Source organism: Scytonema sp. UIC 10036 (assembly GCF_009725235.1).
In genome coordinates, this window is record NZ_WJFC01000007.1 from 1 (window position 1) to 15,458 (window position 15,458).

Annotated in this window: 11 protein-coding genes and 1 pseudogene; 5 read left to right on the plus strand and 7 right to left on the minus strand. The window is 41.8% G+C overall.

Going from position 1 to position 15,458, the window contains the following annotated elements; translation table 11 throughout:
* Positions 1–210: 210 nt before the first annotated feature.
* Positions 211–417, minus strand: a complete 207-nt coding sequence (locus F7734_RS63105; RefSeq protein WP_243146698.1) for a hypothetical protein — start codon at positions 415–417, stop codon at positions 211–213.
* A 128-nt stretch (positions 418–545) separates the two neighbouring features.
* Positions 546–899 (minus strand): hypothetical protein, encoded by a 354-nt coding sequence (locus tag F7734_RS05060; RefSeq protein WP_243146699.1) that lies wholly within the window; start codon positions 897–899, stop codon positions 546–548.
* Positions 900–915: 16 nt separating this feature from the next.
* Between F7734_RS05060 and F7734_RS05065 the strand changes: the two genes are divergently transcribed.
* On the plus strand, positions 916–1,317 hold the full coding sequence (locus F7734_RS05065; protein WP_155743672.1) for a Uma2 family endonuclease: 402 nt from the start codon (positions 916–918) through the stop codon (positions 1,315–1,317).
* Positions 1,318–1,454: 137 nt separating this feature from the next.
* Here F7734_RS05065 and F7734_RS05070 read toward each other — a convergent pair whose 3' ends face one another.
* The 3 genes from F7734_RS05070 to F7734_RS05080 all read right to left on the minus strand — a co-directional run bounded on the left by F7734_RS05070 (position 1,455) and on the right by F7734_RS05080 (position 6,474).
* Positions 1,455–2,498 (minus strand): aldo/keto reductase, encoded by a 1,044-nt coding sequence (locus F7734_RS05070; protein ID WP_155743673.1) that lies wholly within the window; start codon positions 2,496–2,498, stop codon positions 1,455–1,457.
* A gap of 363 nt (positions 2,499–2,861) precedes the next feature.
* Positions 2,862–4,817, minus strand: a complete 1,956-nt coding sequence (locus F7734_RS05075; RefSeq protein ID WP_155743674.1) for a serine/threonine-protein kinase — start codon at positions 4,815–4,817, stop codon at positions 2,862–2,864.
* A gap of 85 nt (positions 4,818–4,902) precedes the next feature.
* Entirely contained in the window at positions 4,903–6,474 is a 1,572-nt protein-coding gene (locus tag F7734_RS05080) for a serine/threonine-protein kinase (protein ID WP_155743675.1), read from the minus strand.
* 32 nt (positions 6,475–6,506) lie between these two features.
* Between F7734_RS05080 and F7734_RS05085 the strand changes: the two genes are divergently transcribed.
* Positions 6,507–6,974 (plus strand): hypothetical protein, encoded by a 468-nt coding sequence (locus F7734_RS05085; protein WP_207714021.1) that lies wholly within the window; start codon positions 6,507–6,509, stop codon positions 6,972–6,974.
* A gap of 160 nt (positions 6,975–7,134) precedes the next feature.
* Here the strand turns inward: F7734_RS05085 and F7734_RS05090 are convergent, their stop codons facing one another.
* Positions 7,135–10,593 (minus strand): COR domain-containing protein, encoded by a 3,459-nt coding sequence (locus F7734_RS05090; protein WP_155743676.1) that lies wholly within the window; start codon positions 10,591–10,593, stop codon positions 7,135–7,137.
* 528 nt (positions 10,594–11,121) lie between these two features.
* Here F7734_RS05090 and F7734_RS05095 point away from each other — a divergent pair.
* The 3 genes from F7734_RS05095 (at position 11,122) to F7734_RS05105 (ending at position 14,593) form a co-directional block, all read left to right on the plus strand.
* Positions 11,122–13,422: an ATP-dependent RecD-like DNA helicase gene (locus tag F7734_RS05095; protein ID WP_155743677.1), complete on the plus strand. Its 2,301-nt coding sequence runs from the start codon at positions 11,122–11,124 to the stop codon at positions 13,420–13,422.
* A gap of 492 nt (positions 13,423–13,914) precedes the next feature.
* Positions 13,915–14,130 carry a hypothetical protein gene (locus tag F7734_RS05100; protein ID WP_155743678.1) on the plus strand — a complete coding sequence of 72 codons (216 nt, stop codon included), beginning with the start codon at positions 13,915–13,917 and terminating at the stop codon, positions 14,128–14,130.
* 256 nt (positions 14,131–14,386) lie between these two features.
* Complete coding sequence (locus F7734_RS05105) at positions 14,387–14,593, plus strand: hypothetical protein (RefSeq protein ID WP_155743679.1); 207 nt, start codon at positions 14,387–14,389, stop codon at positions 14,591–14,593.
* A 107-nt stretch (positions 14,594–14,700) separates the two neighbouring features.
* Here the strand turns inward: F7734_RS05105 and F7734_RS05110 are convergent.
* A pseudogene (locus F7734_RS05110) lies at positions 14,701–14,916 on the minus strand (DUF433 domain-containing protein); the annotation flags it as partial.
* Positions 14,917–15,458 lie beyond the last annotated feature (542 nt).

Here is a 15,458-nt window from a genome sequence, read left to right on the forward strand (position 1 = left end):
CCCCAGAGGGGACCCCTAGCCCCCCTTAAAAAGGGGGGCTAAGCTAAGTCTTGTTGATAAAAACTTAAACCGTTTGTGTAGGAAATAAGTAGCTATGGTAATGAGTGCGATAGTTAATTTGTCATTAGTCATTAGTCATTAGTCGTTTGTAAGGATTTATTGTAATTCGATTTATTTCTACCTAACTACTTAAAAGCGAAATATATTTCTTCAATGTCCAATTGCTTGCCTGCGAGAATAAATTTCTTCTATCAGCAAATCTCGCAGTTCGTTAGCAATGTCATCAGGCGGATTACCAGCTAGCGCTCGTCCAATAAGTCGTTCTGCCGATCGCAATTCAGAACATTCTACTGCAAGAACTGCGGCACTACGATGGAGAATAGATCTAGTAGGTTCAAGGTCGAGTAAGTCTGCCACTAGATCTGCAGCAGCTCGCTCTTAAGAAAAGGCAGCTTTGGTTAATTCTAAAGCAATAATGATATCACCCCTTTGACGGGCCAGGAATGCTTGGTCAACAAGTTCCATTGCTTCTCGATGAAGAATTTCTACGTCTTGCATTTTTCCACTATCCGGGTACGTGGTGTGCTAAATTCAATAACGCAGACGTAGCCGGGAGACAAAGTATCCGAGGGGCTAATCTGTTCTAATTTCATGTTAACTCTAGATTGTATTATGCTTTCAGAGCCTCTGCGGATGCCAGAAACTTCTAAGCGAGCTTTTCTTTGAAATAAAGTATTTGGATCGTTAATGGAACCTAACCAAAAGTCAAAGCCAAAACTTTTGCCTTTAATAGAGCGCTCAATTACAGTAAGTCCCGTCAGGTAAGGCATCAGGAGTGCAGCAATTCCGTAAGCTCCATACTCTGTAGCAACTTCTTGGTCAGCATTAGAAGTTAGCACTCGTTTCTGCGCGCATTTGTTTGCTTGGGTTGAACCGCGACAGCTTGGATACGTCCTTGGTTCTCAAGTAGGTTATCAGTTAACGAATGGGGAGATTTTGCAGCCACATTGTTCGTTTGTATCGCGACAAAAACTGAAACGGATGCCTCGCACTTATCCAGAAGTACCACCCGATTTAATCATGGAAATTAAATCGGCATTTGATCGCCTGTTATCAGTACAAAAGAAAGTTCAGTCTTTCCTCAAATGGGGAACCCGGATTGGAATTCTCATCGAGCCAGATAGACATACCGTATCTGTATACCGTCCTGATACCACCGTTACCATATTGGAAGAGGGGGAAACCTTAGTTCTTCCAGAGTTATTACCCGATTGGGAACTTCCTGTATCTGAGTTATGGACGCCTTCTCTAAATTGACGCTTTTACAATCCAAAATCCAAAATCCAAAATCCAAAATCCAAAATCATTAATTCTTCCAATCCAAAATCCAAAATCCAAAATCCAAAATCATTAATTCTTCCAATCCAAAATCTAAAATCTAAAATCCAAAATTATCAAGCCCATTGACGGAAAAAACTGCTATCCTGCCAAACAGAAGCAGTACGTTGTTCGATCGCCTGCAATTCTTGCTTTGAAAGTGACTGAAAAGCGCTAGCCACCCTCACATTTTGCTCCAGTAACCTTACATCTTCTGCGGCAATAATGCAACAGTGAACACCCGGTTGAGACAAAGCATATCCCATCGCTTGATGCATACCGTCCAAAATCCCAGGTTTAAAAAGACGACCGTAAGCAGGAACTTTCATTGCAATAATACCAGTGTTGTTTTTTTGAGCCACTGGTAGCACACCTGTAATAAATGGACTAGGAGTGTGTTTGTCAGCAGCGTTAACAGGGATAAGAGCAGTATCAAATGAATAGCGGCGAAGTGCTTTGGCGATAATTGCCGGGTTATTGTGTCCCGTAATACCAACAAAGCGCACTATTTTTTGTTCTTTTGCTTCCCGCGCCACCCTAATTGCACCATGCTTGGAATTAAAAATAGCATCTAAATTCCAGTCAAAGGAAACAGAGTGAAACTGCCATAAGTCAAGATAATCAGTTTTTAAAAGTTTGAGAGATTGCTCTAGTTCTTTCCAAGCGCGATCGCGATCTCTCGCATTGCTCTTACTTGCCAAAAATATTTCCTTGCGATGAGGTGGTAACACCTTACCCAAACGTTCTTCACTCGGTCCGTAATTAGAAGCTGTATCAAAGTAACGAATCCCCAGTTCATATGCTCGTTCAATAATTGCTATGGAGTTAGCTTCCTCATCTTCTTGGGGACGAGACAGAGGGGACGCAGATCCGCCCAAACCAAGAATAGGTACAGTTACACCCGTGCGACCCAAAACTCTTTGCGGCATTTTTTCCAAAGCGGTACTAGAGACCAAGGTAGATGTACCTTGCGAGTTCAGATCTGCCGTGGAATTAGAATTTGCCGATGGTTCGACTGTAGAATTTGTGAGTTGCTGACAAGCTGAAGTTCCCACAATTCCACCAGCAACAGCCACGCTAGTTTTCAGAAAATTGCGCCTAGTTGTCTTGTTGCTTACCATAGTGTCACCTATATTTTGGATTTTGGATTTTGGATTTTGGATTTTAGATTTTGGATTTTGGATTTTGGATTAATATCATGTCCGTTAGCATAACCATAATAAAAATTTCTTCATTTCTTAGCGCCCTTGCGTCTTTGCGTGAGTTTTATCTAGGGTATATAAGCGGACATAATATAACAAGGGTTTATTTAGACTTAATTTCACCCAACTACCAGTTGCATTCTTGTTTTAATTGCTAATACTATTTTCTATGCCACCTGTCAAGCGAAGAATCTATCCTTCGATACTATTTGGGCAAAATTTAACAATTTGAATCCAAAATCCAAAATCCAAAACCCAAAATCCAAAATCCAAAATCCAAAATCATTTACGCAAATCTGCATCCCAAACACCAATGTAAATTTGGTCTTCTTTGTTCCGTTGTATCACTCCTTGTAACCCACCAAGATTAAACGAATATCTACTGCTTTGACGCTCGTAAACTTTTTGTAACCCTTGCTTAATTTCACCAGAAGCACTACCTCCCAGCATTCCTTGTAATGTATTTTTCATTACCTCCGGCTCAACAGATTGAGCAAAAGCTACCTCTGTTTGGCGCAAAACTCCCGTTCTACGGTCAAATAAATAACCCAGGTCGATGCGGTTTGGTTCTAAGTTGTAAAGATAAGCACGAGTATTCCACAAACCTCTGGAACGCTTTCTCGGTTCTCCTAAGGTTGCTCGAACGGAATCTTCAGGCGTACCAACAGGGAACGCTGGGACATTGCTACCGCTTGTATTGGCAGTAGCAACTTTTTGTTCTTCTTGTTTTGCCGCTTGTTCTTGTTTTTCCTCTTTTTCGTCTTGTTCTTGTTTTTCCTCTTTTGGTGGGTTAGCATCGACGGGTTGCTCAGATGCAGGAGCTTCCGATCGCTCTTCTGGTTGTGGTGCAGATACAACAGGTGCTTGAGAATTTTCTGCTTGTGGAGCAGGTTGTTCTGCTTGTGAAGGTTGTTCTGAGGCTGGTTGAGATGTGGATGCTTCCTCTTGTTCTTGAGGTACAGAATTTTCTACAGATTGAGAAGGTGTAGAAGTTTCTACTGGCTGTTCTGGTGGATTATTAACGACTGGGTTGGGTGCAACTGGTGCTGGAGGCGGGACAACAACCCTAGGCATATTCCTATTAGATTCTGTTGGCGGAGTAACATTTGTTGGAGTTGGAGTTGGAGTTGTAATGTTTGCTTCTGGGGCTTGTCTTGTAACGGGTGATGTCGCAACAGAATCTTCCGGTTCTGGTTGACGGTTGATGTTAGCGATCGCCACCGCTCCAATTAAGCTACCTACAACCAAACTCCCTGCAATCCAGGCTGGTTTTTGCCAATTAGGAGAAGAAATCGTTGGATTTTTGGTATTGTTTGGATGGAGTTGGGTATTTTGGGCAGAAGCAGTAGCACCTGCAGACAGGGGGATCGTGACTTGTCCCGTTACCGATTGTGGGGTAATGGTGGGAGGAGCCGTTGCAGATTGTAAAGCATATAACATTTTACTAGCAGTTGTGTAGCGATCGCCTGCATTCTGCTTAGTAGCGCGATCGATAACTTCTGCCAGATTTGAAGATATCCCAGGGGCATATTGACGCCAAACAATGTTACCTGTTTGAGGATGAGTTTCCAAGTCGTAAGGACGTTTCCCTGTGAGTAAATAGATCGCAGTGACACCCAAACTGTAAATGTCAGTGGCATAAACCGGGCGTCCAATTGCTTGTTCGCTAGACATATAACCGGGCGTGCCAATTATAATCGATTGCGTCAGGTTTCCGGAAGTCGTAGCGACCGAACGGATTGTTTCTTTGACAGCACCAAAATCGATGAGAACTGGTTTGCTGTTCAAAGAGCGAAGAATAATATTCTCAGGTTTGATATCTCGGTGAATAATACCTTTACTGTGGACATAATCTAACACAGATAACAGACTCAACAAAATTGCTCTAACTTCCGTTTCGCTCAATGCCCCCTTAGTGTTGACAACATCCGTCAAAGTTTGACCTTGAATCCACTCCTGAACCAAGTAAAACTGCCCTTGTTCCGAAAAGTAGGCGTAAAGCTTGGGAATTTGCTCGCTTCCTTCACCCAAAAATTCCAAGGTGGCTGCTTCTCGCTCAAACCGCTGTTGAATCATTTGGTAAGTTTTTGGATCTTTTGTCACCGGTTTGAGTTGCTTGATGACGCAGCGACGGCGAGAAGGCATGTGGACATCCTCCGCCAAAAATGTTTCACCAAATCCGCCAGATCCCAGCACCTGGATAACTTGATACCGATTGTTCAGCAGCTTTGTTGTCATATTGAGAATGAAGCCCTCACCCAACTTAGACTAGGATAACGCACGCTGCCAATGTAGCTTAAACTGGTAAAAGAGACAAACAATTTTATCTTGTATCGGCAACAACCCATTTGTTGTTCTGAGCATCCCAAAAAAGAAAGAAACGCACGGAACTGGGAACGACTCTTCCCGTTTTCATAAAGTACCTTAATTGAGCATTGACTGTTGCTGTTTCCGTACCTGCTTCCACTAAACTCACTTGTTCGAGTTCCACACTGTCAACTTGTCCCCCCCACCAGTCAATGTAGGAAAGATAGCCATTTGGATGAAGCCGTTGATTGTTTTGATAGGTGGGAGACAGTTGATTCCATGAAGTTTGATAATCGCCCCGATTAATGGTTGAGTAATAATTTTGAATTGCCTGTTCTGGTGATGGTTTATCAACTGAAGCTGATAATGGATCGGAAACTTCAGGAGATGGAGTTGTTTCAGGAACCAGCGTTTGTTGGGTTGGTACGCTTTCTTGAGGTTCCTCAGTCAGTTCTGCTGACGGTTGAATAGATGATTGGGTTTGCTGTGCTGATGGTTGTTTTACCTGTTGTTGAGATTGTTGCCAATTAAAAACCACAAAGACACCAGTACCAATGGCAACAGTCACACCAATAGCAGCCAATAAACTACCAACAAAAGTGCCATCGAACCAACTTGACGATCTGCTACTTTGAGAAGAAGATTGTGAGGATTGCGCCGAACTGACAGAAACGGTGTGTTGGGGTATAGGGTTAGGTGGTGCAGTGGGAACTTGTGAGTGGATGTAAGGAACGGTGGGTGCAAAGCCCGGAACTGTGGGCGCAACTGGTCCTGTTCCGGTTTGCAAAGCTTGTAGCATTTCTCTAGCACTGGCAAAGCGATCGTGCGTACTAAATTGAATTGCCTTTTCCAGAACTGCTGCAAAACTTGGCGTGACACTTAAAGCATATTGCCTCCATAACACAGCACCTGTGGCGGGATCGGTGCCTAACTCCTGGGGAGATTTGCCACTCAGCAAATAAATAGCCGTCAACCCCAAACTGTAGATATCGCTAGCAAACATGGGACGACCAACCGATTGCTCGCTCGGCATATATCCCGGCGTACCAATCACAATTGATTTGGTGGAATTGCCAGAAGGTGACATGACTGTTCCTACAGTTTCTTTAACTGCACCAAAATCAATTAGAACTGGTTGCCCATCCCGATGACGAATCAGAATATTTTCTGGCTTGATGTCGCGATGAACAATACCTTTACTGTGAACAAATTCTATAACTGGCAAAATACTGGTTAAAATTTCTTTCACCGAACTCTCACTGAGCAGACCCTGTTGTTGCACCCTTGCTGTCAGAGTTTGTCCTTCAATATACTCTTGAACTAAGTAGAATTGACCATTTTGTGAAAAGTAAGCATACAAACGGGGAATTTGACTGCTACCATCTCCAAGGTCTTCTAGAATAGCTGCTTCACGTTGGAATCGCTGCTGTACTAGTTCGTAAACTTGAGGATTATCCTGAATTGGTTTCAATTGTTTGATAAGACAGCGGCGCTGTGAAGGCATTTGGGTATCTTCTGCCAAGAATGTTTCACCAAATCCTCCACTCCCCAAAGTGCGAAGAACTCGATAGCGGTTGTTAAGCAGCATAACAGTGAGCAGTGAGCAGTAACCAGTGACCAATGACCAATGACCAATATTGTTTTATATTTTACTCAGTTTTTGTTGTTGCTACCAATAAGGTTAGAATGATTGGAATAAGGAAAGTATTTTCACTGACACTGGTACTGCTTTTAAATGGTATCGGTCTTTTCTTAAGTGCTTGGATTGTTCTTGGCGCACCGACTATGCTTTTACTGACTGTGGCTGTGGGCGTACCTGAAGTCTGTCCTTGGTTGTTTGGATTCAATGCGATCGCTTTTTTGCTATCTTGGTTGTGGATTGACCGACTTCGCCTGAAGTACTTGGCTTGTCTTGCGAGTTTCCTGGGATTGCTGATTTGTGGATTGCAGTTGGCAGCAAGACCACAAACTCAAATGAAAATGGCTGATGTCATGGCATTGGGTTTGGGTGTCAATTATCTGGACAAGATTCCTGTGGAGATTCGGGCAGAAATGCGATCGCGAATCCAGGACAGCATCTGTGCATAAGACAAAAATCGCTTTGTTTCACCCGTTGCAGGATTATACGTTGGATGGAGCGATCCATAGCAGCACTACAAATGGTGATTTTTGTTTCACTCGTGTTTGGGCTGTTTCTCCTATCGGTTTCTGTGCTAAGACCAACGTGGAGCTTGCTCAATTCCAGCATCTAAAAATAGTTTTTCAATTCTTCAGCAATAGCTTTTAACTCAGAGTTTCTAGGATTTGATTGATATGCAACGCGAACTAAGTCTAAAAGCCATCCTTGAGAATCAGCTGTTTTTATTAATTTAAAAACAATTGTATCAAGATTACTCTCTTGAGCAATTTCATTTAAGTTTTTATCAAGCTCGTAATCTAATAACTGTTCGAGTAATGACTGTTCGGCAAAAGCACTGATGAGGGCAGAATGTAATTTTTTGCGCTGTTGAGAAGTCACTTTTTGATTTTGAAATGATTTATCTCTTTCCTGAGACAATTCCTGTTGTAATTGTTCGGATTTGTGATTTAGTTCTGGTTCTGCTCCTGGTTGTTGTAAATTGACATCATCAATGAGCCGACGAACATCAACCATTTCATAACTTTTTTCACACTCCATTTGATATCGCTTTGCTTTTAAGCGCTTGTGCAAGTTGTCTAGAGGATAGGAGTAAGGTTCTTGACTCTCTTGACATTCCATACAATTACAAGGAACAAGAGTATCGTATTGCAAACGTTCAAAAGACCGATGAATTTTGTCAAATTCGTGAGTAATAACTGCCAGTAATTCTTTCTTTCGAGTTCCTGTGACGCGGATTTTTATTTCTCTTTGATTGTAGCGTTCGATGATTTCTGCACGTGTTTGGTCTTTTTGGAGAATTACGCCATTTCTCCAAACAAATTTTTGTTCTTCAATCCAAGGATGGGTTTCTACAATAAAGCGAGTTAACATTCCCTTGGGCATGAATTCATATTCGTAGCGTAAAATGAGATTGTTGGTATCGTCCCAGGTATAATTAGGTCGGTTAATATCGAGTAATTGCGGTGCAATATAGTTGTCAGAATGACTGGGAATTGGGTAGCAAAGCTTGAACCGCATCATGAGGCGGAGTAGTTCATCTCGCATCTCGGCATATTCCAAATCTTTCCAAATATGTTTGAGATCCTTCCGTGTAAAACAGCCTAGATTCTTCTTGACGGTTTCATTATCTAACACTTTGTAGACGGCAGTTGTCCCCCATTCTGGTTTTAAAATAACACAGTGTTTGAGTGTCGGATCGTCTTGAAAGTGAAGGAAGACTCCCAAGTCGTGGAGATACCAACTCAATTGCAAAATATCTTCACGCTCGGTTAAATTATTAAGTTGGCAAAGTTGACAGTATTCTTCAAAGCTAATGTAATTGCGGGAATAGTTTTCTAGAGCAGAACGAACTCTCACCCAAAGTTTCGGCAAGGGTGTACCAACATGAGGCAATCTAATAATATATTGCTCAATAGCGTCTTTGATTTCTTGTAAACCACGATTGGTCTCTAAGTTAGTTGCCAAAACTTCTTTGAGATTGGTAAATTCTCCTCTTAAAGAGCGCTCGTTAACTTGACACTGACGGTCTTGTTTTTCATTTTTGATAATGAGAACGGGGCTATTATCGCTCAAGAGTTCAACAATTTTTAACCACCAGTAAAAGTCAGTGTCTTCTTTACGAGTATCGGCAACTAAAGCATAGAGAGAGCGTTTGGTAAGGAAAAATTGGTGTGTTTCGTGGTAGATTTCCTGACCGCCGAAATCCCAAATATTGACACGGAAATCGAGCTCGTTATGTTGAAAATGCCACTGAATGACCTCAATACCTTGAGTTGATTTTTCATCAGCTTGGAGTTGATAGTTTTCGTCTTCAATTTTCCTAGCTAAGGAGGTTTTGCCAGCACCACCTTCACCAACAATCAAGAATTTGGCTTCATAAAGGGATTCGGTGGCGTTGGGATCTTGCGCGTGAAAATAGAAATCGAGAATTTCATTGACATCACCAGGATCTTTCCAGCCTTCCTTTGGTCCTAAAATCTTAAGGGGGATCGGAACTGGGTTGCCACGCAAATCGAGTTTTGTCAAGTTTGGTAGTTGTTGAATTTCTGGTGGCAGCCTACTCAGTTGATTAAAGTTGAGGTCGAGCGATCGCAAGTTTGGCAGTTGTCGAATTTCTGGGGGCAGCCCACTCAGTTGATTAGCAATGAGGGATAGCGATCGCAAGTTGTGGAGTTGCCCGATTTCTGATGGCAACCCACTCAATTGATTAAAGTTGAGGTCAAGCGATTGTAAGTTGATGAGGAGTCCGATTTCTGGTGGCAGCCTACTCAGTTGATTGGCACTGAGAGAGAGCGATCGCAAGTTGTGGAGTTGCCCGATTTCTGGTGACAGCGCACTCAGTTGATTAATACTGAGGTCGAGGGATTGCAAATTGGTGAGGAGTCCGAATGCTGATGGCAACCCACTCAGTTCATTAGCACTAAGGTAAAGCGATTGCAAGTGAGTGAGTTGAACGATTTCTGGTGGCAGTTCGCTCAGTTGATTCTTGCCAAGGTCTAGAGATTGCAAGTTGGTGAGAAATCTGATTTCCGGTGGTAGTTGGCTCAGTTGATTAGAGTTGAGGTTAAGCGCTTGCAAGTTAGTGAGGAGTCCGATTTCCGGTGGTAGTTCACTCAGTTGATTAAAGTTGAGGTTAAGCGCTTGCAAGTTGGTGAGTTGGAGAATTTCTGGTGGTAGTTCGTTCAGTTGATTCTTGCCGAGGTCTAGAGATTGCAAGTTGGTGAGTTGGAGAATTTCTGGTGGTAGGTCGTTCAGTGGATTATAACTCAGGTAAAGCGATTGCAAGTTGGTGAGTTGCCTGAACTCTGGTGGCAGTTCGCTCAGTTGATTAGCACTTAGATCTAAGCATTGCAAGTTGGTGAGGAGTCCGATTTCTGGTGGCAACGCACTTAATTGATTAGCACTAAGGTCTAGCGATTGTAAATTGTTGAGTTGCCTGAATTCTGGTGGTAGTTCGCTCAGTTGATTATAACTCAGGTGAAGCGAGCGCAAGTTGTTGAGATGCCTAAATTCTGATGGCAACTCTTTCAGTTGATTAGATCTGAGGTCTAGCGATTGTAAGTTGGTAAGAAGTCCAAATTCTGGTGGTAGCCCACTTAATTGATTTGCACTGAGGTCTAGCGATTGCAAGTTGGTAAGTTGGACAATTCCTGGTGGCAGCCCACTCAATAAGTTAGAATTGAGATTAAGCGAGCGCAAGTTGGTGAGTTTCTCGATTTCTGGTGGTAGCCCACTCAGTTGATTAGAATTGAGATTGAGCGAGCGCAAGTTGGTGAGTTTCTCAATTTCTGGTGGCAAAGTTGCGAGTTCGTTATCAACTATCTGTAGTTCTTCAAGTTGATGAAGCTGTCCAATTTCTTTAGGTAAAGCATTTAGATGATTCCCGATAGTATCGACTATCTCACCCTCTTCATCATACTTATATTTGCCGAGAATCAGTTTTTTGAGTTGAGTTAGTTTCCCTATCTCAGATGGTAGAACCGTTAACTCTTTGCCACTGAGGTCGAGTTCCGTCACGCCTTCTGTTGATGCTTGTTCTATTACCTCTAGTAGTTCTGCCTCGGTCATAAACGCTCTCTACTCAATTTAGCTGTTTTGGGTTTTTGGCGTATAATTTTACTTCGGTTTGTGCTTGAGCTTTGGTCATAAGTTACTACCTCCACATATATTTGACTTTACCATCTCTCAAAACTGGGTTTACCCCATGCTTTGGTGCTGTTTGCCTTTGCGGTTTTTAAAACATCCCTCAAATTCAATATGATAGACCACTAGGTCTAAAAGCCATCTCTGAGATTTGCTGTTTGTATTAATTTTGGGGACTTACGCAACCTTAATGGATTTTGGGGATTTCACGCGTTGTCGATCCCCCCATTTCCCCCCACCCCAGAGGAGACCCCTAGCCCCCCGATAAATTGGGGGCTATGCGTTAAGTCCTAAATTTAAATGCTTTTGAGCGGTTTTCAATGGTGCGATCGCTCGATTGGCACTATACTATACTGAAAGATTTCTAGCGCGAGTATTTTTTAGCCAATAATTGCTGAGACAGGTTTCATACCCTGTTAATGCGAGCAAAACTACGAAATAGAGCGAAGCAACATGACTACTTTTTCCCAGGTTAACCAACTCCCTATCTTAACTGAAGTAGAAATTCGGCAATATTTATCAAGTGGAATTTTTAGGGGAATCGGAAAAAAAACGGCTTTAAGCCTCGTAGAACAGTTTGGCTGTCAGACCTTACTGGTTTTAGACCGAGAACCAGAGAAACTGCATGAAGTTCCAGGGCTTACCAATTATAGGATTCAAAATATTATCCAAGCATGGTCTGAAAGTAAATCCGACCCCAACTTGAGGGTCGCCGCTAAACTTTTGGGCGTAGGAGCAACGCTTAACTTAACTTTAAAAATTTGCGACCATTACGGTCATAAAACCGAGTCAGTGTTAAGAGATAATCCCTATCGTTTAATTGATGACGTTGATGGGATTGGCTTCAAAACTGCTGATGAATTGGCATTATTACTGGGAACACCAGAAACAAGTGAAAAGCGATATGAAAAAGGAATAATACAAGCCTTAAAAGATGCACTGCTTGAAGGTCACTGCTTTTTACCAGAATATCAAATCATTAAGAAAGCTATATTTTTATTAAAACGTCCCACACATGAACCCGAAGCTGAATCTCTCAAAAGAGTTTTAAACGGGCTAATTGAGAATCAGGTATTGGTTCAAGGTAGTATACCAAACAGCATTTATTTAAAAGCAGCTTATCGAGCAGAAGTCTCGGTGGCATTCCGAATTAAAGCTTTACTCAATCAAAAAAACAACTCAACCGAACACTTAGAACAATGGCTGACAGAGTATCACAACGTGGCTTATCGTGAGTTATCGCGTTTAAGCCACGAACAAATCAATGCCTTATATATGGCAGAACGCAGCCCGATTAGCATCCTGACAGGTGGTCCCGGTCGTGGGAAAACTCATGTTCTTAAAACTTTGGTAGATTGGCTTCTTTTCAAGAAAGCTTCATTTGCACTTGTTGCTCCTACAGGGAAAGCCGCAAATCGGATGCAAACTGCGACCGATACGGATGCACAGACAATCCACAGACTGTTACAGTGGCGGGGTAAAGAGCAGTCTTTTCTGTACAACGAGCAAAATCCATTGAATCTAGATTGGTTAATCGTTGATGAATTTTCAATGGTGGATTTATTCCTCTTCAATTCTTTGTTAAAAGCATTACCTCTGACAACAAAAATTTTACTTGTTGGTGATTCTGACCAATTGCCTAGCGTCGGTGCTGGGATGGTATTAAGAGATTTGATAAATTCGGAATTAATCCCAACAACACGCCTAGAAACTATATTCCGGCAGAAACATGAAAGCTCAATTATCTATGCAGCTAGCGATGTTAATCTAGGAAATGTTCCAGCCCTCCATAACTTTACTTGCGTATCCCAATGGATGGATGTGGGCGACTGCGCGATTTTAACAACAGAATCAGCACAAGAAACTGCCAAGACCATTGTGGAATTAGTTAAAGCAATGGCAGCAGAAAATGTTAATTTAAAGGAACAAGTTATGGTACTTGCGCCTCAAAAAGAAGGTGCAGCAGGTGTCTATAATCTCAATAAACTTTTACAACCTATTTTTAACCCTCAAAAATCAAATCAACCAGAGGTTGTGGTTGGTTCTGTTACTTATAGAGTAGGCGATAGGATAATACAATTAAAAAATAGATACGACACATCACCAGCAGTTATGAATGGTGAAAGTGGAGAAGTGATTGGGATAGATCCAGAAAAAAAGATTGTTAAAGTTGCGTTTGATGGAGGTGCCATTGTTGATTATTCTACTGGTAAATTTGAGGAAATAATGCATGCCTTCACCATAACCTGTCATAAGAGTCAGGGTAGCGAATTCCAATACGTGATTTTTCCGTTACTCAAATCAAACTATCTCATGCTGACTCGTCAGCTGCTCTACACAACAATGACTCGCGCTCAAGGCACGTTCATTGCTGTTGGGCAAGAAGAAGCCTTGAAAATTGCTGTAACTACGGATAGACCGGCGCGGCGACTCACGGGATTAATTCATTTTCTAATATCTCCTTTTGAGGAGCTTAATCAAACTTTTTCTGAGATAAAAAATAGTAAAACTACTGCAAATCCCGCAAATTTAATTACCATTGCTAGTAGATTACAAGAATTGGGACTTGAAGCAACTCAAGGACAAATGACCTCTATTGGCACTCTTGTGTTAAAGCTGTATGAAGATAGATATGGGCATCGACCTTGCAAACAACTAGAACAAGTAGGTAAATTTCAATTTAAAACTTACCACTATGAATTACACGCACTTGACTTAATTAACTCTGCTATCGATTTGGTTTTTAATAAATAAAATTTGAGTGGCGATCGCTTCTTTGAAAATTTCAGTCTAAAATGCCTTTTTAAACTCTTAATAGATACCCCCATCTCCTCTTAAAAAGGCTACGATTTACACACAAGTCGAATTTACCCCCCTTAATCCCCCCTTTTTAAGCTATCCATTACCCGCATCTTTCTTAACAATCGCAAAACTGTTATGGACAGAGGGTTTGAGTCGATAGGCTCTTTAAGGGGGGTTGACAAAAATCATTTGATGTAGGATGTGATGACAGTCCGGTTCAAGCTTGTGAGGATGATTGAGTCCTGAGGCGGGTGGAGCGCGTGTTTTGTTGCTGCAATAGGTTGTTGTCAAGTACATGACATTGGGTTGTCTGCAAGGGATAAGAAATGCACTCACATGTAAACTCACACAAAAATGATTGCAACCGATTTTCATCCCAAATCATAAGATACTTTGTATATATAGGGTGTTTGTCCAATCGAAAATCTAAAATAGTATGAGTTGTTGGCAATTAGGATTTGTAGGACTTTTTTCAACGGTAACGGTGGTAACATCAACCTCAACAGCAATTTACTGTTACTCCGTCGTGGCGCGAAAATCTCCACCACCGCTGGTACTGAGCAAAAAGGTGGCGATGGTGGTAACATCAACATCAACTCAAAATTCATTATCGCAGTTCCTCAAGAAAACAGCGCTCGCTTATCTGGAAAATCTCGCTAACAAATCTTCACGAGATAAACTGGACAATTGCAGCAATAAACTACTGTAGTCTGGTTACTGTTTATGTTTATTGTAGGGAGATAGCGATGCCTACCACAGCGCAGATGCTAAAATGTTTTCAGATTTGTTGCGACCTTACCAGCAAATACTGCTCTATTGATTTAGTAACTCTGGATAATCGCACTGGGAACGTGGTTATTTTAGCGAAAAAGGAAATTAATATTGAAATTGAGCCTAGTGGAGAATGGAGGTTTGTATGAGTGTAAAACCAAACTTTATTGCTATGACTGCGATTGAACTTCGAGCGTATGTTTTAGAACATCGGAGTGATGAGGAAGCTTTACACGCCTATCTCGACAAGCTTCATGCTGAGAATCCGAGTTCACAAGTATACAGCGCGGAAGACAACGTGTCCGAAGCAGTTGCAGAGTATCTAAAGAACAAAAAAACAAAAGAACTCTGAGAGACTTCCAAATCAAAAAATATCCAATTACCTCTTGTGAGATGGGCTGCCAATTTTAGAAGTTAGCTGGGCTAAAGCCCACTCCACAATATTAGATAATTTAGATCGTACTCTGCTTCAACTTCTTCACGATGTGCATCAATGTAAGATAGCGCCGAATTCATTTGCTCATCCGTGAGGCTGAGCATAGCACGAATAAACTCCGGTGGATACCGTTCTGTCAGATAATCCATCACGTCATACAGAGTGATACGAGTGCCTGCGATCGTGAGTCCACGTTCTGTTCGGATAACTGCCCCTTGTTGATCGGGTGCTAAAGTCATACCTATAGCATTTTGAATATCAACTTCATAATAACCTACGGGTAAACTAAATCTGTACAAATCTATACAAAGGGCAACAGAAGTGTCTTAGCAATCCTAAATCATTTGTAAATTCTCTCTCAATATTACAAGGGATCTCAAATTTTTGTGGGTTGGGATCGCCGTGAAGAAACTTAACAAATGCCTGTAAATGTTAGGTTTCGTTCCTGATGCTGTTGGCGAAAGTGTTACAAAACCATAAACAAAAGTGTTACAACTAGGAGCCACAACGACAGATTGAAGATTTGATCTCGCGTAGTACTTTTATTTACAAAAATGTAGTATATTCGCCAACAGCATCCGTTCCTCAACCCAACCTACGTACCAACGGATTTTTACACAAAACCTACGCAGTATTGAATTCTCTCTTCTCTCTTTTCTTCGTGCTCTTTACGTCTTTGCGTTGTAGCTCCCCCCAACCCCCCTTAAAGAGCCTATCGACTCAAACCCTCTGTCCATAACAGTTTTGCGATTGTTAAGAAAGATGCGGGTAATGGATAGCT

Bases quoted from the DNA above. Each gene is read 5' to 3' on its own strand.
- F7734_RS05090 (WP_155743676.1), bottom strand. From the start codon at position 10,593: ATGACCGAGGCAGAACTACTAGAGGTAATAGAACAAGCATCAACAGAA.
- F7734_RS05105 (WP_155743679.1), top strand. From the start codon at position 14,387: ATGAGTGTAAAACCAAACTTTATTGCTATGACTGCGATTGAACTTCGA.
- F7734_RS05075 (WP_155743674.1), bottom strand. From the start codon at position 4,817: ATGACAACAAAGCTGCTGAACAATCGGTATCAAGTTATCCAGGTGCTG.
- F7734_RS05095 (WP_155743677.1), top strand. From the start codon at position 11,122: ATGACTACTTTTTCCCAGGTTAACCAACTCCCTATCTTAACTGAAGTA.
- F7734_RS05080 (WP_155743675.1), bottom strand. From the start codon at position 6,474: ATGCTGCTTAACAACCGCTATCGAGTTCTTCGCACTTTGGGGAGTGGA.
- F7734_RS05070 (WP_155743673.1), bottom strand. From the start codon at position 2,498: ATGGTAAGCAACAAGACAACTAGGCGCAATTTTCTGAAAACTAGCGTG.
- F7734_RS05085 (WP_207714021.1), top strand. From the start codon at position 6,507: ATGACCAATGACCAATATTGTTTTATATTTTACTCAGTTTTTGTTGTT.